Source organism: Bacteroides luhongzhouii, assembly GCF_009193295.2.
Classification (GTDB): domain Bacteria; phylum Bacteroidota; class Bacteroidia; order Bacteroidales; family Bacteroidaceae; genus Bacteroides; species Bacteroides luhongzhouii.
In genome coordinates this window covers 3,135,962-3,160,909 of the sequence record NZ_CP059973.1, presented here as the reverse complement: position 1 = coordinate 3,160,909, position 24,948 = coordinate 3,135,962, and the positions used below count along the sequence as shown (strand labels likewise).

19 protein-coding genes and 2 pseudogenes are annotated in these 24,948 nt (G+C 38.4%); 18 read left to right on the top strand and 3 right to left on the bottom strand.

Going from position 1 to position 24,948, the window contains the following annotated elements:
- The first annotated feature begins 4 nt into the window (after positions 1-4).
- Together GD631_RS11420 and GD631_RS11415 are read left to right on the top strand one after the other, a co-directional pair.
- Positions 5-586, top strand: a complete 582-nt coding sequence (locus GD631_RS11420; RefSeq protein ID WP_143258458.1) for a manganese efflux pump MntP — start codon at positions 5-7, stop codon at positions 584-586.
- Between the two features lie 30 nt (positions 587-616).
- Positions 617-1,627, top strand: coding sequence for an FAD:protein FMN transferase (locus tag GD631_RS11415; RefSeq protein ID WP_143258456.1), 1,011 nt, complete (start codon positions 617-619; stop codon positions 1,625-1,627).
- Positions 1,628-1,735: 108 nt separating this feature from the next.
- Here the strand turns inward: GD631_RS11415 and GD631_RS11410 are convergent, their stop codons facing one another.
- On the bottom strand, positions 1,736-2,374 hold the full coding sequence (locus GD631_RS11410; protein WP_143258452.1) for an HU family DNA-binding protein: 639 nt from the start codon (positions 2,372-2,374) through the stop codon (positions 1,736-1,738).
- Positions 2,375-2,683: 309 nt separating this feature from the next.
- Here GD631_RS11410 and GD631_RS22165 point away from each other — a divergent pair, with 309 nt between their 5' ends.
- Positions 2,684-2,833, top strand: coding sequence for a hypothetical protein (locus GD631_RS22165; protein WP_223225835.1), 150 nt, complete (start codon positions 2,684-2,686; stop codon positions 2,831-2,833).
- A 6-nt stretch (positions 2,834-2,839) separates the two neighbouring features.
- Positions 2,840-3,361, top strand: a pseudogene (locus tag GD631_RS11405) (DUF3874 domain-containing protein); the annotation flags it as partial.
- 210 nt (positions 3,362-3,571) lie between these two features.
- On the opposite strand, the gene GD631_RS11400 reads toward GD631_RS11405, so the two are convergent.
- Positions 3,572-4,705 carry a hypothetical protein gene (locus tag GD631_RS11400; protein ID WP_223225833.1) on the bottom strand — a complete coding sequence of 378 codons (1,134 nt, stop codon included), beginning with the start codon at positions 4,703-4,705 and terminating at the stop codon, positions 3,572-3,574.
- Between the two features lie 843 nt (positions 4,706-5,548).
- Here GD631_RS11400 and GD631_RS11395 point away from each other — a divergent pair.
- The 4 genes from GD631_RS11395 to GD631_RS11380 are packed head-to-tail and all read left to right on the top strand — an operon-like array spanning position 5,549 to position 14,452.
- On the top strand, positions 5,549-6,961 hold the full coding sequence (locus GD631_RS11395) for a TolC family protein (RefSeq protein ID WP_223225832.1): 1,413 nt from the start codon (positions 5,549-5,551) through the stop codon (positions 6,959-6,961).
- A gap of 5 nt (positions 6,962-6,966) precedes the next feature.
- Positions 6,967-8,046 carry an efflux RND transporter periplasmic adaptor subunit gene (locus GD631_RS11390; RefSeq protein WP_143258441.1) on the top strand — a complete coding sequence of 360 codons (1,080 nt, stop codon included), beginning with the start codon at positions 6,967-6,969 and terminating at the stop codon, positions 8,044-8,046.
- Between the two features lie 56 nt (positions 8,047-8,102).
- Complete coding sequence (locus GD631_RS11385; RefSeq protein WP_143258437.1) at positions 8,103-11,153, top strand: efflux RND transporter permease subunit; 3,051 nt, start codon at positions 8,103-8,105, stop codon at positions 11,151-11,153.
- Between the two features lie 11 nt (positions 11,154-11,164).
- Entirely contained in the window at positions 11,165-14,452 is a 3,288-nt protein-coding gene (locus GD631_RS11380; protein WP_143258433.1) for an efflux RND transporter permease subunit, read from the top strand.
- Here GD631_RS11380 and GD631_RS11375 read toward each other — a convergent pair.
- Positions 14,384-14,599: pseudogene (locus GD631_RS11375) on the bottom strand (DMT family protein); the annotation flags it as partial. The gene GD631_RS11380 and the pseudogene GD631_RS11375 sit on opposite strands and share 69 nt — an antisense overlap.
- Before the next feature lie 70 nt (positions 14,600-14,669).
- Between GD631_RS11375 and GD631_RS11370 the strand changes: the two are divergent.
- The 10 genes from GD631_RS11370 to GD631_RS11325 all read left to right on the top strand — a co-directional run bounded on the left by GD631_RS11370 (position 14,670) and on the right by GD631_RS11325 (position 24,896).
- Positions 14,670-16,484 (top strand): recombinase family protein, encoded by a 1,815-nt coding sequence (locus GD631_RS11370; RefSeq protein WP_005821412.1) that lies wholly within the window; start codon positions 14,670-14,672, stop codon positions 16,482-16,484.
- Between the two features lie 48 nt (positions 16,485-16,532).
- Positions 16,533-17,387 carry a hypothetical protein gene (locus tag GD631_RS11365; protein WP_005821414.1) on the top strand — a complete coding sequence of 285 codons (855 nt, stop codon included), beginning with the start codon at positions 16,533-16,535 and terminating at the stop codon, positions 17,385-17,387.
- A 260-nt stretch (positions 17,388-17,647) separates the two neighbouring features.
- The gene (locus GD631_RS11360; protein ID WP_005939350.1) at positions 17,648-18,556 is read left to right on the top strand and encodes a hypothetical protein; all 909 of its coding nucleotides are present in this window, start codon (positions 17,648-17,650) and stop codon (positions 18,554-18,556) included.
- 698 nt (positions 18,557-19,254) lie between these two features.
- Complete coding sequence (locus GD631_RS11355) at positions 19,255-20,070, top strand: hypothetical protein (protein ID WP_143258420.1); 816 nt, start codon at positions 19,255-19,257, stop codon at positions 20,068-20,070.
- 358 nt (positions 20,071-20,428) lie between these two features.
- Entirely contained in the window at positions 20,429-21,448 is a 1,020-nt protein-coding gene (locus tag GD631_RS11350; protein WP_185911444.1) for a DUF3871 family protein, read from the top strand.
- Positions 21,449-21,533: 85 nt separating this feature from the next.
- On the top strand, positions 21,534-21,980 hold the full coding sequence (locus GD631_RS11345) for a JAB domain-containing protein (RefSeq protein ID WP_143258414.1): 447 nt from the start codon (positions 21,534-21,536) through the stop codon (positions 21,978-21,980).
- 150 nt (positions 21,981-22,130) lie between these two features.
- On the top strand, positions 22,131-22,718 hold the full coding sequence (locus tag GD631_RS11340) for a tyrosine-type recombinase/integrase (RefSeq protein WP_005821423.1): 588 nt from the start codon (positions 22,131-22,133) through the stop codon (positions 22,716-22,718).
- A gap of 866 nt (positions 22,719-23,584) precedes the next feature.
- Positions 23,585-23,833: a hypothetical protein gene (locus GD631_RS11335; RefSeq protein ID WP_032537677.1), complete on the top strand. Its 249-nt coding sequence runs from the start codon at positions 23,585-23,587 to the stop codon at positions 23,831-23,833.
- A 1-nt stretch (position 23,834) separates the two neighbouring features.
- Entirely contained in the window at positions 23,835-24,245 is a 411-nt protein-coding gene (locus tag GD631_RS11330; RefSeq protein WP_005821425.1) for a hypothetical protein, read from the top strand.
- A gap of 9 nt (positions 24,246-24,254) precedes the next feature.
- Entirely contained in the window at positions 24,255-24,896 is a 642-nt protein-coding gene (locus GD631_RS11325; RefSeq protein WP_005821426.1) for a hypothetical protein, read from the top strand.
- The last annotated feature ends 52 nt before the right edge of the window (positions 24,897-24,948 follow it).

Genomic DNA, 24,948 nt, shown 5'->3' with positions numbered 1-24,948 from the left:
TATAATGACAGGACTAGAGATTTGGTTGCTTGCAGTAGGTTTGGCGATGGATTGTTTCGCTGTCTCCATTGCAAGTGGCATTATTTTGAAACGTACCCAATGGAAGCCCATGCTAATCATGGCTTTTGCATTCGGACTTTTTCAAGCAATCATGCCATTTATCGGATGGATGTGTGCAAAAACATTTAGCCATCTCATAGAAAACGTAGACCATTGGATTGCCTTTGCAATTCTTGCCTTTTTAGGTGGACGAATGATTTGGGAATCTTTCAAAGAAGAAGAATGTTGCAAACTATTCAACCCGGCAAACCCAAAAGTGGTATTGACAATGGCAATAGCAACAAGTATCGACGCGTTGGCAATTGGTATTTCCTTTGCCTTTCTGGGAGTTCAGGACTATACTGAAATCCTCCCTCCTATCGGCATCATCGGATTGGTTTCATTTGTCATGTCACTCATCGGTCTGATTTTTGGTATCCAATGTGGCTGTGGCATCGCCCGGAAACTGAAAGCAGAGTTATGGGGAGGTATCATTCTAGTCATCATCGGACTAAAGATATTAATTGAACATTTATTTCTCCAATAAAATGAGTTTTCTCATTAAAAAAAAGAGCGTATGAAAACAAAGAAAAGTTTCCTTTGGCTGGCTTTCCTGATTTTGGCAACCATCTGGATATTAGTCAGACATAATCAACAAGTTGGCTATTACAGCGTCAAAGGTTTGGTGTTTGGGACGGTATACAAGATTACTTATCAATATGACGGTGATTTAAAACCGGAAATAGAAGCTGAACTGAAACGCTTCGATCAATCTCTGTCTCCATTTAACGACAGTTCAGTTATCAGTCGCGTCAACCGCAACGAGGAATTAGTTACCGATAGTTTCTTTCAGAAATGCTTCAACCGTTCGATGGAAATTTCCCGCGAGACAAACGGTGCTTTCGACATCACGGTAGCCCCTCTTGCCAATGCTTGGGGATTCGGTTTCAAAAAAGGCGCTTTCCCCGATTCAATCATGATAGATAGCCTGTTGCAAATCACCGGATACGAAAAGGTGAAAATGGAGAGTGGCAAAGTGATCAAACAAGATCCACGTATCATGTTGAGTTGTAGCGCAGTCGCCAAAGGGTATTCGGTAGATGTAATAGCCCGTCTGCTCGACCGGAAAGGTATAAAAAATTATATGGTAGACATCGGCGGAGAGGTAGTAGTGAAAGGCAAAAACCCTTCCAAAGGCTTATGGCGCATTGGAATCAATAAGCCCGTCGACGATTCACTGGCCGTAAACCAAGACTTACAAACAATACTTGAAATTTCTGATTTAGGCTTGGCAACTTCAGGAAATTACCGCAACTATTATTACAAAGACGGAAAGAAATATGCTCATACCATCGACCCGAGAACGGGTTATCCGGTACAGCACAGCATCTTGTCTTCCACCGTAATCGCTAAAGACTGTATGACCGCTGACGCCCTGGCTACCGCCTTCATGGTGATGGGACTGGAAGAAGCGGAAGCCTTCTGCAAAGCGAACCCGGAGATTGACGCCTACTTTATTTATAGTGAAGAAAATGGAGAGTTCAAGACTTTCTACACGGAAGGAATGAAAAAATACATAGCGAAATAAGATCCGCTTCTTTTCCTTCATCCCCTTCACATGAGGATAAGTCTCAAGCTATCAACTCTTTCGTGTGATTACTCTAAGAAATATGCTTCTTCACATCCTTCACAGTCGTTAGCGTGAAGGATGTGCCGCATCTCTGGATACGCCATAATAACCGGGAGCTGGTACGTACATCGGCTGATTGCGCAGACCGATATTCACCAGCTTTCCTTCTCCACGCAAACGTACCAAATGCGTTTTGGCCGTAGTACGTGCCAAACCACACACTTCCTGAAAATCACGGCGGGTCATCATCTGATGTTCGGCAAAATATTCTTTCAACAGCATATCAATCTCCACCTCTGACACCTTCTCCGAATGACGGACATACTTGGACTGACTGGCGCGGACACCCACAAAATATCCTTTCAGATTACTGTCAGGGCGAAATCGGACAGTTTTGAAAGCCACCTTATTAGTCTTATGCGGAGTGCTGCGAGTCACTTTCCCCGTAGCCTCCAAAGTGGGATAAAAATAACCGATCCCCTCGATATGCACTTCTTTCCCCTCACACAACGACTCGCCAAGAATCTTCGATAAGTTATCAAGCACATTCTTTACATCGCCCACAGTCAACGAACTGTAGTCATGAATCTTGTAACAAAGAGTATCCGTATCCACCTTTCCATTCATAAAGATACGCGGATGCAACGCTGCTTCTTCTTCCGAAGAAGCATTAGGATTTTCATACCAATCAAACACAATAGCCATTACTTCTTATCAATTTAAATGTGTAACTTCATCATAGGACAACTTTAATCGGCTATTCGGACGACTGGAATCGGCTGTTCAGTCAACTATTGTCAGCCAACCGGACAACTCCAGTCGGCTTTTCCTAAACAAGCACTAAAGATACGATAAAGTAACGACTTATCCGCATAAGAAAGCTTGTTTTTCATTTCAGGAGAAAATAAACTTTTTCTTAGTTAAATACTTGCAACCCCCATATCTCATGTTATACCTTAACAGCATCAACCGGTCGAAAAAACAACATTTATTCATTTAAAAAACAAGAAAAATATGAAGACATTAGAATATAACTCGAAACGTCTGGCGAAAAGAATACGGGTATTGATGAAAGAATCGTCAAACGTCATCGTTTCAACGAATACGTCAAAGGAAGAGCCAAAAATGCAAGAAGTACATAAACACCCCGTCCTTCTGACATAACAAGTAAATCTGATGCAAATGTCCAGCCTCAACATCTGCAAAGCCTATCAGAAAAATTTCCGGCCGCTACCTCGTATCGCCTCTTTCATAGGAACCAGTAACCGCACCGACCTGCTTCACGACCCGACAGGCAGCCGCAGATTCTTTTGTATTGAAGCAGAGCATGACATTGACTGTACCGGAATTGAACATTCACAAATCTATGCCCAACTGAAAGAAGAACTGCTTGCGGGTGCCCGTCACTGGTTCAGCAAGGAGGAAGAACATGCTTTGCAACGTCATAACAGCGCATACTATCATGTTAACCCCATAGAAGATATTGTCCGTAACACATACGCACCTGTCACGTTGGATGAACCGGATTGTTTGTCGCTCTCCGTCGCTATCATTCATCAGGAATTGAAAAAGAGGTTTCCGGCTGTACTGCGTAACTGTACTCCTATCCAATTGGCGCAAGTGCTGACCGCAGCAGGTATCAGCCGACAGCATACAAGATTGGGGAATGTGTATCTGGTGAAGAGGGTGAAGGGTATGAAGAGTGAAAATAGTATCATTCATTCACAGGATGTATCTATAAATCAAGAGCTTAGTATGATGTGAAAAATGTGAAGAAAGAATACATAAATATAATCAAAAAGCACCAAGGATAGCTGGGACATTTTGAAATAGAGAAAGTGTACAAGGTTTATTTGTCACTTTCTCTATTCCTTTATATTATTAATACATAAAGACTATGAATTAAATATTTAAGTCAGCTTTATACAATGAGAGGCTATCTTCGTTACTCTCACAGAAGTACACAGCACTACCATCGTTAGAGACTGTATAATAACCATTTTTTCTATATGGCAAATCAAACTTTTTGATTGGATTTAACTCCCAGTCAAATACAAATATAGCCTCGCTAAATTGTCTCAGTTCTTCATCTTTTTCGTTAAAAAATCCTCGAACCGAGCATATAATATATTTGTCATTAGTTTGCATAGTCTCAATTTCTATCTGCCTGTTATTTATTGTACTAAGCGATGTAGACATTTCATCTCTTGACTCAACGCGCTGCATCTCTGTGTATCTTTTTTCGTTTACTACATTTCCACTCTTAATATCAAACGTATATAATATGAATTGATGACATACAGAAAAGGCTGCCATATCATTACCCTTTATTGCAATACAGCCATCAGCATAAGCACATTTTATTAGATCATTTGCAGGCAGTTCCATACCTTTAGCTTTTTCAAGATCAAAACTTCCATAATTTATTGTTTCATAAGAGTTCGCTTCCTCATTATTGAATATGGTAACTGATTTCTTATTAAACTCATTTATTTCTGTTCGTTCAGATTCCGATAAAGCCGGTATTATAGTTGCAAGAACAGAACCATTAGGAAGTTTGACCATTCGGCGCACCCAAATACTATCCGGGGCTATTGTCACAGAAAATATTCGTTCACCCATAGGCACATTAGCTATTATTTCTTTTTTAGCAAAAGTCTTTATCATATTGGGATATGCATAAAGTTGAACGGAATCACCTATTATTTGAAAGTCTTCTAATCCAATTAATTCATTGGCCGCTCTTCCTTTCGATGCAATGATAGATAATTTCTCCCCGGTATTTAAATTATAACAGGATCCGAAGTCATCATCATCTTCTCCTCTTCTGACAAACCACAGTATAGAGTCATCAATCATGCAGCCACCGATTTCCAGAATATCAAATTTATTAAAAGGGGTGAATTCCAATTCTTCGGTAATGGGGAAATCCGTATCTATATTGGAGATAGGGGCAGCCTGATTCTTGACAGCACTATTACAACTAAAAAAAGAAAAACTGATTAAAAGCAATAATAATTGAGCATTTGTTTTCATAAGTGTGTATTTTTAAATAATTAATGATAATTACTTGCGAATATAGTTATTATCTTTACCTTTGCAAAAGACATCTGTATTTTTATACCAAACAAAATAAAAAAGCTATGAAAACACTTAAAAGAAGAATCCTGAAACCATTGTTATTTGCTTGTTTAGGCTTAACAGTTGCAACAATTACATTTGCGCTTACTACTACTCCTAGTCGTCCAGGAAGACCTAGTGCTTTTGACATATAGGCTGACTTCTGTAAATTAAGATTTAAAAAGCCCCTTAGTGATGGAGGATTGCCAATACTATTTTATATTATCGAGTATAGATCGTTAAAAACAGGTAGGTGGCAACTAGAAAGGAGAGTTAAGCCCCAATATCCTATGGATAATACAATGCAATCCGATGTAGATAATAGGGTTGGAACAGATCCGGTAGTTTTTCGTGTTTCTGCTCAAAATAGTAATGGGCGAGGCATGAATTCAGAGGTTTCCAATTCTATAACATTCAGGAATCCATTCTAATTGCAATAATATATTAAGATATGAAAAGTCCCGTATAATCATAATGCTGAGTTATTCGGGATATTTTTTATAAAAGAACTCAATAACACTATAAAAAACAATGAGCAGACCTTTGTACACGTTAAGAAAACCGCAGAATACTATGGAGAAAACACCCTGCTTTTCAATGAGCATATAAAGTATTTATTGTGGGAATATAGCTACAGAACAGATATCGCAGATTAAAAAGAAGATAAATTTAAAGACATAAACACAAATGCGAAAAAGGCTACTATTAATATCCGTCGGGTGGCTACTCAGTAATGTCATTACCGGACAAAATCTGCCTATGAGAAAGATGACCCTCGAACAAGCGATTGAGATTGCACATTCTCACTCTCCACAGGTTCAGATGGCACAGCTCAATTTTATGGCACAGTACTGGAATTTTCGTTCTTATAAAGCGCAGTTACTACCGTCGCTTAATTTGCATGGTAATTTAGGGAACTATAACCGCTCATTGGTAGATGTACGTGATCCGGAAACAGGTCGTATCAGCTATGTAGCCAATAACACATTAAGCAACGATTTGTCTATTTCGATAGATCAGAACATTTCTCTGACGGGTGGTAAAGTATCACTTAATACATCACTCGACCGACTGGATCAGTTCAATTATGGCACACAAATCTATAACTCGAATCCGCTTACAATCCGTTATACACAACCTCTGCGATCGTTTAATGAGTTAAAATGGCAGAAGAAAACAGAACCTTTGCGGTACGAAAAGGAAAAGAAAGTATATTTAGAAGCAATGGAGGATATAACCCTCCGAACTACCTCCCAATTCTTTTCCGTTTTATCAGCACAGACCAGTCATCAGAAAAATGTAGAGAATCTGAATGATACTCGAAAGATGTATGATATAGCACTCAAACGTTCAGAAATCGGCACTGTGACTAAAAGTGAACTATTACAACTGGAATTGGCACTGATGAATGCGGAACTGACGGTTAGTAATAGCAGAACAAATTTAGAGATTGCACTTTTCAACTTTAAGACCTATTTAGGTATTTCGGAAACGACTTCTTTTGCGGTGCTGCCGCCCACAATAGCTCCGGATGTCATTATGGAATATGATTTTGTGTTAAGCAAAGCCTTGCAAAATTCATCGCAGAACTTTTCACTTCAACTGAAAGAGGTTGAAGCGCAACAGGAAGTAGCACAAGCCAAAGCGGCAAAAGGTATTCAGGTAGAGCTACAAGCTAATCTAGGCTTTTCGCAAACAGGAAACAGTTTCAATGAGGCATATCGCCTCTTGAAAGATCAGGAAATTGTCGGACTTTCGCTAACAATGCCTATTTACGACTGGGGCATGAGCCGGGGAAAGGTAAAGATGGCTGAAGCAAAAGCCCGGTTGACACGCACTCAAAATGAACAGGATGCCATACAATTTCAACAAGATATTCGAATTAAAGTAATGCAGTTTAACCAACAAGGCAGACAGTGCGAGATATCGGAAAAAGCATTGGTTATCGCACAACAACGGTACGACATCACCAAAGACAGGTTCCAAAACGGAGGTATCACCGTGACCGATCTGAATACGGCGCAGAAAGAACTGGATGATGCCAGCGAGCAATATATATCACAATTAAGTACCTTTTGGAGTGCCTATTTTGAGTTAAGAAAATTATCGCTATATGACTTTATTCATAAAAAAGATATTAGCGCGGAATTCGATAAAATCATTGAAAAATAAAAGCTATGAAGAAGTTTGCCCTACATAAAAGTTTATTGATAATCATTTGCCTGTTGGGAGTGACAGCTTGTGGTAACGGGAAGAAGAAAGAAGAAGTTCCAATCGGTAAGAGCAATGAGAAAACACAATTGATTACTGTTGATACGCTGGTATTGAAAAAACGGTCCTTCCAAAAACAGATCGTATGTAACGGTAAGTTACGTGCAGTAGTAAAGAGTGACCTTGCATTTAATGGTTCGGGGACTATTACTGCTATTCATATACACAACGGAGACAGAATAAACAAGGGAATGACGCTAGCAGTGCTCGACACGAAAGAGGCGGAAATAGAACTTCGAAAAAGTCGCCGTGCAATGGCCAAAGCAAACATTGACTTGATAGATAAATTGATCGGACAGGGCTATACGGCTGATACAACAGCTGTACCACCCACTATTTTGCAGAATATGAAGGCCTCATCAGGGTATGAAAGCGCGATGGATCAGTTGGAGGCAGCCGAACGTCAGTTAGCTAACTGTTACCTGATCGCCCCGTTTAGCGGTCGTGTGGCAAATTTGGATTCCAAGATATATAGTCGTTCGACAGATAAACTATGTACGTTGATTGACGACTCCTATTTCGATGTGGAGTTTAGTGTATTGGAAGCGGAGATGGAAGAGGTGACACGAGGATTGCAGATCACAGTCTCACCCTTTATCAATGAAGATCAACGCTTTGTAGGTGAAATAACGGAGGTCAATCCGCTGATTGATGAACGAGGACAGATTAAAGTACGTGCAAAAGTACGCAACCACAATAATTATTTGGTGGAAGGGATGAATGTGAAGATTCTATTAGAACGTGAATTGAAACAGCAGTTTGTTGTTCCAAAAGATGCGGTGGTACTTCGAGATGGGTTCCAAGTGATTTTCCGTTATAAAGATGGTAGAGCGGTATGGACGTACGTGGATGTGGTTATGTCTAATATTGATTCTCATGTGATTACGGGCAACGCAAAGAAACAGACTACTATTTCAGAGAATGATGTTGTTATTGTATCTAACAATCTGAATTTGGCTGATAAAACGGAGGTAACGCCTAATTAAAAGACACAACTTATAGCTTACAACACACAATTGGCGAACCCTTAATCCCTAAAAGTATGATAAAAAGACTGATAACACGCCCCATAGCAGTGACAATGAGCGTAATTGCTATCGTGGTGCTGGGTATGGTGGCGGTGGGTTATCTGCCGGTATCGCTTATGCCAGCTATTAATATACCGCAGATCACTGTACAGGTATCAGCTCCCGGTCTGTCGGTGCGAGAGGTAGACAACACTCTGTTAAAACCACTCAAGAACCAGTTGTCGCAGGTGGCCGGATTGAAAAATATAACCGCAGAAGCTCGTGCCGATGTCGGAGCGATCTATATGAACTTTGAGCCCGACTGCAATATAGACATCGTCTTTATTGATGTCAATGAAAAAATGGACCGGGCAATCACCTCACTTCCAAAAGATGTGGAGCGTCCCAAGGTAATCAAAGCCAGTGTGACTGATATTCCGGCTTTCTATCTCAACCTGTCACTTAAAAATGGTATTCCGCCCAAAGAGGGGGAGCCTCGTGAAGCGGGTATTGATTTTAGCGAGCTGGGACAGTTTGCTCGTGACGTAATCTCTAAACGTATTGAACAGTTACCACAAACGGCGATGGTCGATATTAGCGGGGTAGTGACACCGGAACTGCTTTGTATTCCCAATTATACTAAGCTAACCTCTATGGGGGCGGATATTAGTCTGTTGGAGCAGGCAATCAATAACAACAACATATCTTTGGGTGCATTGAGCATCAAAGATGGTCAATATCGCTACAGCATTCATTTTGATGCGCATATCATTTCAAAAGAAGACATCGAAAATATATACATCAAACACGATGGACGTATCTATCAGTTCAAAGAGCTATGTGAGATTGTGCAGCGTCCGGCCAAGCGAAATGGATTAGTACGTAGCAAAGGCGAACCAGCCGTTTCAATGGCAATTATTAAACAGAACGATGCCAAGATGGAAGATCTGCAACAGGGTATCGCCACACTAATAGCCGATCTGGAGGCAGAACATCCGAACATCCGGTTTGAACTGACCCGTGACCAAACTAAGTTGCTGGCCTATTCAATCGAAAATTTGGATAGTAATCTGTTGGTAGGCGCTATTTTAGCGGCACTGATCATTTTCCTGTTTATGAAGGATTTCCGTTCACCGATGTTGATCGTTGTCACCATCCCTCTGTCATTAATCGTCACTTTGTTGTCATTCCATCTGTTGGGGATATCGCTTAACATCATTTCGTTATCCGGTTTGATTCTCGGAACAGGTATGATTGTTGATAATTCGATTATTGTTATTGATAATATATCGCAAAAATGGCAATCGGGGATGCAACTCAATGACGCCATCGCTGAAGCAGTCAGTGAGGTCTTTACGCCGATGCTTAGCAGTGTGCTGACCACTTGTTCGGTTTTCGTACCATTGATCTTCCTAAGCGGTACGGCCGGCGCGCTCTTCTACGATCAGGCAATGGCGGTGACGATAGCCCTGTTTGCCTCATTACTCGTAGCCGTACTGGTACTTCCAGTCTATTTCTACTTGTTGTACAAAAAGCTGCCGGCACATACCGAAAATCGTTTTATTGCCCGTTTTTTTACTTTCAACTACTACCGTCCGTATGAAAAGACGCTTAAATGGGCACTTCGGCACGGCAAAATGATGATCGTCTGCTTTGTAGCACTTATTCCGATGACCTATCTCATCTATCAGATAGTTGAAAAGAGCCGTCTGCCACATATCTCGCATGATGATACTATTATGACAATCGACTGGAATAGCGGTATATCACTCGAAGAGAATGATTTGCGGGTGCATCGTTTGTTGTCGCAAGTTGATAGTTTGGTTGAGCAAACCACCTCAATGATTGGCGTGCAGCAGTTTTTAATGTCTCATACCAAAGAGATTACACCCTCCGAAAGTATTGTTTATATCAAAGCGAAAGACGCGGAGACGCTGGCGAAGATAGAGAAAAGACTGACAGATTATGTGAATGAAAATCATCCGAAAGCATTGGTTACATTTCAGGTTTCGGGCAATATATTTAATCTGATATTTGCCGAACAGGGAAGTCCGTTGGTGGTGCAACTACATAGCAAAGGGGGACAAGCTCCAACAGTGGAACAGATAACAGAGCTGACAGGGAAGATTCGAAAAGCACTGCCAGATATAGTTGTGCCTCCGGCTGTGATGGAGCAAAATATCCGTTATATAGCCGATGTGGAGGCAATGGCGGTATATGATATTACGTATGATGATATCTACGGAAAGATGAAAAATATCATTAGTCAGAATGTGCTGTTTCGCATCAATCAAGGCGGTTATTCGATGCCTGTCACAACGGGGGAATCACGTGCCGAAGCTTCTGACATTTTATCGGGCAAAGTGCGTAATAAAAACAGCGTGGAGATACCGCTCTCGATGGTAATACGTGAGACTAAAGGGGAAGATTTTAAGAAGCTCTACTCCGGCAGTGATGGCGACTACTACCCTATCGCTCTTGATGTGCCGGACAGCGATGTGAAGCAAGTAATGGAAACCATCGAGCAGGTTGTAAAAGAGGATAGTAACTTCTTTGTGACCTTTACCGGAGAGTATTTTTCAAGTCGTGAGACCATCAAGGAGTTGATTATCATTCTATTGGTAGCTATTTTGTTACTCTATTTTATTCTGGCAGCACAATTTGAAAGTATTGTTCAACCGTTAATCATCCTTTCAGAGATTGTGGTTGATATCTTCTTCGTGTTGTTTGGTTTGTGGCTATTTGGTGAAAGTCTTAATATCATGTCAATGATTGGCTTAGTGGTAATGAGTGGTATTATCATCAACGACTCGATCCTGAAAGTAGATACGATTAATCGCCTGCGAAAACAAGGTATGTCACTGCTGCGGGCAATTTTAGTGGGTGGTCACAGTCGCTTGAAGCCGATCATTATGACTTCCCTAACGACCATATTGGCTATTGCGCCGTTCTTGAACCGGGTAGACATGGGTTCGGATCTGCAATATCCATTGTCATTCTCTATTATTATTGGCATGACGGCCGGAACACTTATCAGCCTGTTTTTTATACCGTTGATTTATTATGTTATTTACCGTAAACGCTAATCCTGCTGCTTATGAGTAAAGATATAACAAAAAAAGGCTTTTTAGAGCGGATCCCCAGCTTCTCCCTCATACTGATTATGGCGGTATTGATGGTGATTGGAATAGCGCTGGTACCGCTACTGCGAGTCGCTTATAATCCTACGCCGAAACAGGGAAAGCAGTTGAACGTCTCGTTCAACTGGCCGGGAGCATCACCACGGGTAATTGAACAGGAAATTACCTCTAAAATAGAAGGAATGGTCTCATCAGTGGTTGGAGTCGAGAAAACCTCTTCTACATCGTCCTACGGAAGTGGAAACGTCGCGATTGAACTGAAAGAGAACGCCAGCGTATCAGCCGTCCGTTTTGAAATATCCTCCCTACTGAAACAGGTAGCCGGCAAGCTGCCTGAAGGAGCCGGTTACCCTTCCCTGTCAGGAGGAGATGTCGGAAGCGGCATGAAACAAAATTCCCGGCAAGTTTTATCCTATATCATCAATGCGGATATGGAGCCGACCAATATTCAGAATTATGTAGAGCGAAATATCAAACCCTATCTGACGCAAATTGATTATGTGCGGGAGGTCACCGTTTCGGGAGCACCTCCAACCTATCTGGATATAGAATATGATCCGACAGAGTTGCAACGTTACGGCCTGGAATCCAATATAATCACATCAGGGCTTCAAAACTTCTTAGGGCAACGATCTATTGTCGGGGATATTGACAAGATCGACCGTAATGGTAACAAAGAGCGTATCACGCTACTTTTAGAAACTGAGCCGCTTGGTTCTGATATCGGGAAAACGCCGCTTACCACCATAGAGGGAAAAATCATCTATTTGGATAATATCGCTAAACTAAACTATAAAAAACGACGCGAAAGCAATTTTTACCGCATCAACGGTCTGAATACGATCAACCTAAGTATATCAGCCGATGCTGATGTGAATATCATCAAAGCCTCTTCCGAATTACGTAAAAAGATGGAGGAGGTGCAAGCCAATCTTTCAGATGGGTTTTATATCTCTCTAACCTATGATGCTGCCAAGGATGTGCTTAAGGAGCTGAATAAATTAATAAAACGAACATTCCTTTCGTTACTGATTCTTTTCCTTTTTATCTGGATATCAAGTCGAAGCGGTCGTTATCTATCCATTATAGCCGTGGCACTCTTTGCAAACGTGCTGATATCGGTTATCTTCTTTTATCTGTTTGATATAGAGTTGAATTTAATCTCGTTGACTGGTGTTGCCGTATCGTTCGGAATTATGATCGATACCACCATTGTGATGGTGGATCACTACAGTTATTACCGTAACCGAAGCGTCTTCATCGCAATTTTGGCAGCACTGCTCACTACAATCGGGTCATTAGTGATTATCTTTTTTATGCCTGATTATGTAAGAGGAACACTGAATGATTTTGCTACTATCATCATCATCAATCTTGTTGTGGCTCTGTTTGTGGCTCTGTTTTTTGTGCCAGCAATTATTGATCGCAATGGATTAAACCGTCGTCAGGAGAAAAGGGACTATCGCCGTTGTCGCAGGATCATAAAATGGAATAAATTCTATAACTATTATATCACCTTTACCCAAAAACACAAATGGATCTATATCACAATTTTGGTGCTGTTGTTTGGTATTCCGTTAAACCAGTTGCCGAGAGAATTAGGTCGGTCTCACTATTTTTATGGCAATAAAGAAAAGCCTGAACTCAAATGGTATGAAGTAGTCTATAATAAGACCATTGGCAGTGAGTTTTATCAAAACAAATTGCGCCAGCCTCTTGAAAAGGTGACAGGTGGGACGCTGCATCTCTTCTCATCCACCCAATCATCTCGTACATTTGCACAGAGTGACTATGATGTAAAACTTCGAATATCGGCCAAATTAACAGAAAAGGGCGACGCGGAACTGTTGAATCAAAAGATGTGGCAAATGGATCACTTCCTGGCAAAATACAAGGAGATCAAGAAATTTGTGACACAAGTCAATGGAGAAAGTGGTTCTATTGAAGTGGAATTTACCGATGAATATAAATATGGAGCATTTCCTCAACATTTAGAGTCACAAGTGATTAGGGAAGCGTTGTCAATAGGCGGCGTAGACTGGAGCACAACAGGAGTGAGTGAAAAAGGTTTCTCCAACTCGCTCACACTGGGAAAAAGTAAATCGTGCCGTATAGGGTTGAGTGGTTATAACTATGACTATCTTTACAAATATGCAGAGATGGTAATCGAAAAGATTAAAAACAACAAGAGAGTCACCAACATCGATATAGAGTTAGGAGGCTCCGGCGATTATGTCAATCAAGATAATGCGACGGATGAAATGTATATCAAGTATGATATGAAAAAAATCGCACTCTACGATTTGAATCTCAATCAAGGATATTCAGCACTTTCTGCACTGTTGAACGAAGGATCGGTAGGCACTTACCGCAATAAAGATCAATACATAGACATTGATTGTCACTCTTCACTACGTGATAAGTTCGATGTGTGGCATCTGATGAACAGCTATATAAATGTAGGTGACAACCCCATCTGTTATGCTCACATCGGAGAGATTGGGCGACGGTCTGTCAGCAACCAAATCACCAAAAAAAATCAAGAGTACTCGCTCGATGTAGCATTTGATTATATGGGAACGTATGAGCTATCCGATCAGTTTATTAAAAAGACAACCGAAGAGGTGAATGCTGCTCTGCCGGTCGGTTTTCGTGTAGTCAACACAAGTTATGGATGGTATGACGATAAAGGAACTCAATATTGGTTGATCCTACTAATCGTTGTCATTATCTTCTTCACTTGTTCCATTTTGTTTGAATCATTGCGACAGCCACTTGTGATTATATCACTGATTCCGATATCCTTTATCGGGACCTTTTTGACGTTCTATTTCTCTGGCACTAACTTTGGAACAGGTGGTTTTGCATCGCTGGTTTTATTAAGCGGACTGGTGGTGAATGCAGCTATTTATATCATAAACGAATACAATGGCATTCGTAGCAACTGTCGCTATCGAGCCAAACCGCTCCCTCCTGTCAAGCTCTATGTTAAAGCCTATAATCATAAGATTGTTGCAGTCTTATTGACTGTATTATCTACTGTATTGGGCTTGGTTCCGTTCTTGATCGATGGTCCGCAGGCAGAAGCGTTTTGGTTCTCTTTCGCGATTGGCACAATAGGAGGTTTACTATTTTCAATCATCGCATTGGTATTCTTTATGCCAATATTAATGCCGTTATTTCATAAACACAAAATACACCGCCGCAATCAAACAAACGAACGCAGCCAAATGATTCCAATGTAACGCTTCGCCTTTAAAGAAGATAGTAGTGAACACTGTAAAAATAATAAGTGTTATCACCTCTTGGATGACTTTCAACTGCATCAGTGAAAACGGTCCTCCATTACCTATAAAGCCGATACGATTGGCTGGTATCTGACAGGAATATTCACTTAACTAAATAGACTTGCCCAAGTGAAATTTTATACCTATATTTGCTTCATAATCAATATATTACATTATGATAAAAATTATAGGATACGCACGAGTTTCTACTACAAAACAAGACTTATCTCGACAAAAGCTAAAGATTAAGGAGTTCTGTGAGAACAACAATTATGAGTTAATTGAAATTATTGAGGACTTTGGAATATCTGGTGTGGTTGCAGACAGAAAAGGTTATATCGAATTACAAAGTAAAACCTACAAAGATGCAGACATGATAGTAATTTCTGAGTTATCACGTTTGAGCAGGCAAGAAGATGTAACAGAAACAGTTTACAACATTCAACAGATTATTAATAAAGGATTATCTGTAATACTCTTAGATAGTCCCAGTAAAATTTATGAAGCTAATAAACTTTTAGACATTACAGAAATACTTATCCTCACTATCAAAGCATGGGCAGCAGCACAAGAAAGATTGGATATTAAAAAGAAGAACCAAGATGGGAAGCAAGCTCTCTTCCAAGCTTATCCTTATGCAGTTGTAGACCAAAAAATACCTTATGGATATAAAGCAGTTCCTAACCCCAATGGAAAACGTCCTAAATATATTTTAGAAGAAGTACCAGAAGAAGTAGAGAATATAAAAAGACTCTTCGCTTTAGTAAACTCTGGTAAGACACTGGGAGCAGTAGCCAGATATTTCAATGAAAGGAATATTACTTTTAGAGGATATTACAGCACTGTTGCCATTCTAAGCAACTATATCCATAGTGATATTTATAGAGGAATCAGAAGAAGAACACAGAGATTAGGTAGAGAAGAACCTTATACTATCGAGGTTAGAATAAAACCTATTATCAGTGAAGAGGATTTTATGAAAGCACAAGAGCTGATTAAAAACAACTATAAAAATACTCCAACTGGAAAAGTCAATCATAATCCATTAAAAGGAATCATCAGATGTAGATGTGGGAGAGCCATGACTGTAAAAGACAAAAAGCCAGCAGCAGGAATTTCAAAACTAACATATAGATGTAGCTGTGTTGATAGGAAATCTCATCCAGACTTCTGTAAATATAATATTGATGAAGTTTCTTACGACCTTACGAATGAAATATTATATAGTCTTTTCAAATCTATGCACACAGCAGAATATATCAACTTCTTTAGGAACCAAACAGACAATAGAGTTACAGAGCTACAAGAGGAAATAGCTGGAATTGAGAAACGTTTGTCTGCCCTATATCTTGATAAAGAGAACTTATCTAATGAAAGCCAAGATAATGCCAATAAGTTTCTACTAACCACCAACCCTACCCTTTTAAACATTATCCAAGAGAAACAGAACCAGTTAGATGAGAAGATAAAATCTATTGATAAAGAAATTATAAGATATAAAAAGTCACAGAGTAAAAAGATGGCAGACATCGAAAGGATTAAAGATAATAATGGTAAAGAGAAGCTTCAAAACCTTAGCATCGAAGAACAAGGAGAACTATATCATAAATATTTGGAGAGAGTGAATTATATTCCTGTCACTACCATGCAGGGATATTATATTGTACAGTTCCTTAATGGAATTAAATTCTATATAGCTATTACGAAAGTCAGAAGCATTGCAATGGCTTCTCTCCTATTAGACAACTGGACGATTGATGAAAAAGGAATTATAACAGCTAACTATGATACTTTAAAGTCCAGTGATATGAAGAACTTTAGCATAGAAATGATTAGGAAAACAAAGACTATGACTTTACAAGAATATCTTAAATCAGACCTTGCAAAAGAAAGAGCCTTGCATCTTGACCTTAGTTATAGAGAAAGATATTTAGAAGAACTACATAAAGCAGGTTTGGATGGTAGGCTCAGACCATTAAAAAAGGAATAACTTCATCCTTTTTAATTATCTTTGCTTCCAAACCATATAAGCAAAGATATGAGACCAATTGAAAGACTTGAAGAAACTTATTTCCCTAAAGACATAAAGTTACTTGAATACATGGAGGAAGTAGCAGTACTTTATGTACCAGATTATGATATAGACCATGAAACAGGAGAACAATATATTTATGGCACAACCGCCTTACCCTTATTCATAAGAAGATACAATCAGAATAAGCTATATGGTAACTTCACATACGAAGATTATATAGCCAATGAGGACATACAGAATACACTAAAAGGTTTAGGAATTGATATAGATAAGTTCTGGTTTCTACTTCTGTTCATCTTTGACTATACTTGTGGAACGTGCTTGGATGGAATGAAAGCTACAGGGATTGGAATAAAACAGCTCACCAAATTCGCTAAAGCCATAGCTGACAACCATAAGGAGATAAACCAATTTGGAGTGAGTTTTAAGAAACCTATCACTATCTCTGTAAAAGTAGAGGGCAAGCATCAGATAGTAATTGACAATGCCAATGCAATAGGCTACTTGGCTACTACCATCATCAATAACCTAAAGGAGATAGAGGAACATCCTTGGATGCAGAGCCAACAAGTCAGCATAAGCACCCATGCAGAAGAAAAGGAATCCGTTCAGATATGGCTGTTCTATAAGATGTTCAATGACTTCTTCAATTTAGAGCCATATAACAAGCAGTTTAATGTCAGACAGAAGAAAGGAAGCACCATATCACTCAGTAAAACGTTGCTCATATCAAGGCTTATCTACTTTACCAAACTATCTAAACATAGTAAATTCTCAGATGATGAAGATGTTTTAAAAGGCTACATCAAGCAATATAAAGACAAAAGAATTGATACTGTGAACAGCATATATTTCTAATAAACATCTGATAATTAACACAGTCCTGCTTCATACCATTAAGAGGGTACATGAAAGCAGGACTTTTTTTCTCTCTTTTAATCCTACCATTATATCCCATCTTTGCAGTGTCAAAACGATAGCGGACGAGCCGACAATTAAGAGGGGAAGTAAAACCACTCATTAATTTCTCTCTTTTAATCAGCCCAGAAGCTGGTAGTTTTGCAATATCAAAATTAACAAAAGCTGGAGCGCACCAGTCTAAAAACTGCAAAGAAAATATGATGACTATTTATTTTTATGGCAGCAATCGTGAAATCGTAGCAGAGAATGTAAAGAAGTGCTATTCTATGATTGAGAAATATGGCTTCAATGCAGCAATGGGTAAGATTAAGTTAGTTGGCAGCGAGGATTTAACAGGAGAGAAATTATTAAAAGTTTCCATTGTACCTAAGTCCAATGCCAAACCTCTTTCAATAGACAACTGGATGCTGAATACAGAAGAGGTTACAGATGCTACTGAAAGAGCAGCAGCTAAAGCTCCTGTAGATGGACAACACAGAATGATAGCCATGTTCATACTGGAGGTAGAAGGTTTTCTTGATTTTAATGAGGAAGAAATGACTGAAACCATTAAGAAGCCAGAGAATATGAGTTTAGCATTATTTACAGCTTCTATAAACAATGGCAGACCTTGGAATTATAAAGACTTTAGCAAATCAAAGTTCCAAACAGGAAACGAGAGAATTGATTATATTGAAGCACAAATTCAAGAAACAGGATTGAAGTCTGACGTAATCTATAGTTTTTACACATTAGGACAAGCAGAGATTAAAGCCAATGTCGCCAAAGACCTTAAAATGGGCATAAACAGACTACCTAAATCTTTAAAGTTAAATGCAACCACCCAAGAGTTAGGCGATAAAGTTCTAAAAGCTTTCAAGAGTAGTAAAATCTCTGAATCCACATATAACAATGGAAGATTAGCTAAAGGATTTAAGTTGTTCTACAATGAATACAAACCTGAGATTAACCAAATCCAACAGTTAGTTGCCATGATTGACAAAGATGTGTGGTTTAGTAATCAGAAACCAGACGGTAGTGCTGAAGCCAAACAATATTATAAGAATTTTGAGAAATGGTTCCAATATATGAATGAGAATAGCAACAAGCCTGTAGAAACTGCATAACCAATTAACAATAAAGTCCATGTGACAGGTGGACTTACTCTCCCCAAGTTCTTAGACATTCTGAATAGTCTAAAGTCTGATTCTTAAATGTGTGGTCTTATCATTAGTTCCCCACTTTTGGAATTACTATCTTTACAGTACCACAAACAGATAATCCCACCACACAGATTGACGGACTTACAAACTATTCAGAATATCTAAAATGGAAGAATTTACTTATGAACAGATAAGGGTTAAGGCTCTTAAACAGGGAGTAAAAGATAACAAGGTTCACATTGGATTGTGGGCTAATCTTAATAACTATCTAAAGACAAGGAGAAAAAAGAATGGAAAGGTTACTACTTATTATATCGCATTACAGAAGTTGGCTTACTGACAAGATAAAAATTGAAACTGAGAGATTCATATTGTCAAATTTGGGAGGTGTGCTTATTCACTTTTTACTGCGTGTCTAAACACCCCCTCTCTACACTCCCACGCTACATTCCAATAAGACCTATGCAATGTCCTTGCGGACACCGCACAGGTAATCTGTAAGCTGGGAGTGACTAAAATCAATGATATGTGGATTTATAACAATCATTTCTATAACAAGCTGAGCGAACTTAGGAAGTCAAACAAATTAAGTTCCTCTAAAATGAGATTCTTATTAAAAAACAACCAAATCATTTTAATCAAACATATTGAGCGATTGCCTTATGAGTTACGAGAAACTACCATTCAAGGAATATACAGTAATGAGCAACAATCTGATTCAAAAGTTGGGTTGTGCTGATGTTTACAGGACATACGTGTTACTATTGATAACAGACAAATATACGTTGACCACTGACACTACGATAGACCAGCTTGCATCATACGTTGGAGAGAAACCTGCCAACTATAAAGGTGGTAAGAGTTCCAAATCATTCAATGACAAGTTAAGAGCCACAGGGGAAGTCAGCATACAGAATAAGGACAGTGGCAGGAATGACAGGACTTGGACAGATTATATATTCTTCCCTGTCAGCTTTGGACATTACAGAAAAATCAGCAGAGAGTTCTACGATTCATATAACAGTACACTGGATTTAAAGCTTAGAGGATTTATACTCAAACTATTCAGTGCAGCAGAGCCACACAGTCATACAATTACCTTATCTGTAAGAAAACTGAAAGAACTAATCCACATGGGACATGGAACTATTTCTAACTACATAGAACAACTAAGGGATATGGACTTGTTAGATGAAGTTGGAGATTCAATCATATTAAAGGCTAAAGGTTTGCTTATAGACCTACCAAAAGATAAATATGTGGAGGAAGTGAAAGCTGACTTTGAACAGATGATAGCATTTAACGAGAGCAGAGGAAACCCCATTTCAAGGGAGTGCATGATTTATAAGAAGTACAAGGAGAATAACTTTGAGGGAGTTAAGGATATGCACGCTCTTATGAAATCATTATCAAGTGGATTGGTAGGCAGGAAACAAGAGGTAAAAGAAAAGGAAGAACTACCAGACCTATTCCTATGAATCAGTCTAAGCTACCATCAATAAGCATACCATTATCAGCATTTCCAATTTTAAAGAGTTATACACGAGACACCCCTACCCACATAAACACCCCCTCATGGCTCTTAAATAAAAAAGAATGCTTTAAAAATGTAGTCTGATAGCTGATAGGAATAAGCATTCTTATTAATCCAAGAGCAGGCACGATGCACTATTGCCACAGCCTACCAATAATTTACTAATGCTCCTCATTCCCTTTGAAAGAATCTTTAGGGAAAGACATAGGACAGCCTAAGATACAGGTGAAGAAATTCACTTGTGTTTTAGGTCTGTTCTTGTTAAATCAATTCAATCAATAACCATTTAATTCAATTTCATTATGAGAGATTTAGTAATTATGCCAGCTATGGCACAGCGTAGAGAATCATTAAACATGGGTGAGTTTGCAGAAGAAGCAATCATTGTAGAAGAAGTAACAGCACCCAAGAGAGTAAACCATTTCATTGAAGCCAATACACAGGAAGTAACCTTACAGCACCTACAACAAGACTGCATCATTCCAAGTTTTGCATCAATGGAAGAAACTATTAGTCACCAATCCTTTATAGGTGCAGTAGTGGATGCAGCTAAGGATTACTTTCATGGAGAACAGTTTGATATACCAGAGATTAGAATCTCACACCCTATCAATGGTAGAATACCAAGTGCATTAGGTAAGAAAGCATCTGAACTGACAGATGAAGAGAAAACTTTGTTCTATCAGAGAATGTGTTTCTGCTTTGAAATTCCATCCATTGTACATGATGAATACGGTAATCGTTTAGCATTATCCATTGGTGGAGTGAGAGCATATAACGAGATTAACTTGTACAGTAAGAAGTCTGTTGAGAGATTTAAAATCTTCATAGGATTTAGAAATAGAGTTTGCAGTAATCTCATGCTCACCACTGACGGTTTACAGGATAAGATAGAAGTCCTAAGCGTACAGGAACTATATGCAGCAGCATTGAATCTGTTCCACGCTTACAATCCATCCAAAGACCTGCATCTGTTAAAAACACTTGGGCAGATGTCAATCTCTACAAGCGAGTTCTGCCAGATAATAGGCAGGATGAGATTATATCAAGCTCTTACACCCAACCAACAGAAACGCTTACCTCGTCTATTGTTGGGAGACAGTCAAATTAATGCAGCTTGCAGAGCATTCGTTTCTGATGTGAATTTCAAGAGTACAGGGGACAGCATTACAGGCTGGCAGCTCTTAAACCTGCTCAATGGTTCTGTGAAATCAAGTTACATTGATAACTTCTTGGAGAGGAATCTTAACTGCACAGAGTTCGTACAAGGCATTCAACGTGCCAAATTAGGAGATAGTGAATACGCTTGGTTCTTGGGCTGAGTGGATTGTTGATTGAGAGAGGAAAGGGCATCATTAACTTGGTGTCCTTTCTTTATTTCTACCAACTTATTAAACATTGTACATTATGGATATAGATTATACTGTGGGTGAAGTGGAACTGTCCTACAAACCAAAATTTAAAAGTCTGCATCAAGTAAGTTGTTCAGAGGATGCTTATAAATACTTGCTTCCTACATATAAGGAAGGTACAATCTGTTACAAGGAATACTTCAAAGTACTGTTTCTTAACCAAGCCAAGCAAATTTTAGGTTACACTCTTATATCAGAGGGTGGAATTACTGAAACTTGTGCTGATGTCAGAGTAATTCTACAAGCTGCATTGCTCACCAATTCAGTAGCTATCATTCTTGCACATAATCACCCAAGTGGTAGCATGAAACCAAGCAAGCAGGATATGGAGATTACTAAGCAGGTCAAAGAAGCTGCAAGACTAATGAGAATTACAGTTTTAGACCACCTCATACTTACAGATGCAGGATATTATAGCTTCGCTGACGAAGGAGAATTATAATAAGGTAGAGGGCACTCAATTTTCAAGTTGGGTGTCCTTATCATATTCACTTCTACTATTAGTGAATGTTCCTTTAGTAATCAATGAGTTAGTAAATCCAACTCAGAATTAATATTCACTTCTATTCGTTTCATTATAAAACAGAACATTATGTCACTTAAATATTCAAGCACAACGGCAGACTATCTTATATGGTCTGATGCAATGAACCTCATAAGAAAGTTAGCCAAAGACGAGAATTATAAAATCTCACTCCTTATAGCTTTGGGATGCTTCACAGGATTAAGAATATCTGATATTCTATCTCTAAGATGGAAGCAGATATTAGGTACTGACGAGTTTACAGTAATTGAGAAGAAGACAGGCAAGGTAAGGACTATCAGACTGAATCCCCAATTACAGCAGCACATTAAAGAGTGCTACGAGCATATAAATCCTATTGGAATCAATGCACCAATCCTTATAAGTCAGAAAGGCACTATCTTCACAGTCCAAAGAATCAATATCATTCTTAAAGAGGTGAAGAAGAAGTACAGGCTAAAGATTAAGAACTTTAGCTGCCATTCTCTTAGAAAGACTTTTGGTAGACAGGTCTATAATATGAACAGCGATAATGCTGAACTTGCTTTAGTAAAGCTGATGGAACTGTTCAACCATAGTTCTGTTGCCATTACTAAAAGATACTTGGGATTAAGACAGGAAGAAATCTTACAGACTTATGACTGTTTGAGCTTCTGATTAATTGGGACAGGATTATTAAGATTCATCTTTATAGTGGTCTGAATGGTTCTGTCCCAAATCCATAGAATATTGAGCTTAGATATATCTAAAGTCTAATTCTTTAGGCTTGGCATTTCAGCCTTTTAGAAGTAAGTCAATTCCATAAGTTTACAGTGTTTAGAACTATTTCAACTCTTATTAGTCATGTTACAGGTAGCACTTCTTGAATATCCAACAATATGCAGACTTAAAGACTATAATTCAAGGCGGGTAAGAATATTCAGAATTTAGTCCTTATATGGGGAGAAGTGAATTTGATACCCACATGGATTTACAGAGTTCAGATGTAGTTCCTATTAAATATCCCATTCAGACTATGTTTGAGGGCATAGAATTTACTATTAATCCACACTTCATACCTGATGATTTAAAACCTTTCATTATCTTTGCACCAATTTCAATAAACTAATGCTTTAGGGAGTTGGAAGGACATATTTAACGAAAGGTGTTATTGAAATTATCTTCTACATTCAAACTTCGCAACTTTGATATTGGAATGAAGATGATAGCAATAGCACCCACACTGGATATATATATTTACCTTATGTCTGTAAGGTTTCTATATACCTCTTGGTGTGGGGCTATTGTTTTATCCATTCCAAAGGTAATGCGAAGACCTGAATGTAGGATAGAACAAATATAGCTTCCACACCTTTTTTATTTATAATTCATCGTAGGAAGCAGGTGAGTGTAAATATCCTAATTATGACTAAAATGCAATATAATGGGGAAGACCCCCAATTATCAGAGTTCTTTGTTATCCTTATAGTTCTGGTAGTAATTGGAATAGCAGCATGGCTGTTCTCTTAATAGTTAAAAGGCATATCATGAATATATTTGCCAGACTATTCTATTCCAAGAATCATTCAACAGATGATGAAGCATACAATGTTGTTGAGAGCATGGCTAAAGCAAAACAGCTATACAAAGAGCTTATCAAACAAGCTCACCCAGACAAACACCCCAACAATAAAGATGTAGCAGAGGAACTAACAACAATGATTAATAACAACAGATTCAATTACAGAGAACTCTTAAAGATTAAGGATTTAGTAAATGATAAATTAGCTTAATATGAACATTGTCGATTTCTTTAAAAACTTACTCAATTCTTTAGTAGGTACTTCATTGGAGCGAATGAAGTTAATAAATACCATGAATCAGAATTTTAAAAATAGCTATTGTTGTGGTGAATTAGATAGATTCTGCAAGGTATCTGTAACAATTGGAGATGTAAACTATGCACATGAAATGAGTGCGTTCTTTTTAAGAAGTGGATTTAGAATATCAATAGAGAACGATAATAATTTAAAAGATTCTGAAATTAGAGAAATTTCTCAATATATATTATCAAACAAGCCTTTTATTAGGCAGCTAATGACTTTGGGATTTGACACTCTTTTGGTAGGTGGGAAGCACTCTAAAAAAGAGACTCAATATAGTTTAAAGAGTTATACACAATTGGGAGGTTTCTCATTAGAATAGTTCATTATCATGCAGTATTCAGTTGTAGATGTTTATTTTGGACATATTAATAATTTATTAAACAGCTTGAATAATAGAGAATTTATTCAAGGAGTTATTGAACAGGATTTCTTTATAAGTAGAAAAGAGGTCAGTAAATGGTACTCGTCCAATAAAAGTGTACTAGAAACTCAAAGTTTAGAACTTGAACATAAGTTACTTCTTACAAATGGGAAGATAGCGAGTTGCGATACAATAAGCTATCTTAATGGCTTCCAATCAAGACTTTATACAAGAATATTTGAAGGCAGTAAAGTACATATTAAAGAATATATGCTTAAAGGATATATGAATCCACAACCTGCTCCAATCTATGAAGGTTCTAACATTAAAGATATTGCTCCTTATACTAAAGCAGAAGAGAATAAAGGGTATTTAGCTGGAAGAACGATAATTTCTAATTGGGAGGACGACAAGGGCATAAAGAAGCAAAGCATCATTAAATATAATAGCTTGGAACATATTATTCTGCATGATAGTTGGTGGAACGGTAAAAAAATAAAGAAAGAATTTGAATATCAATACGACAGTCACAATAATTGGGTAGAATGCAAAGAATATCATGATGGAAGATTTGTTTACCTGCACTTGCGCCAATATAAATATAAATAACGAACAATATAAAGAAGAATATATATTATACTAACTAATGAACAACTTAATA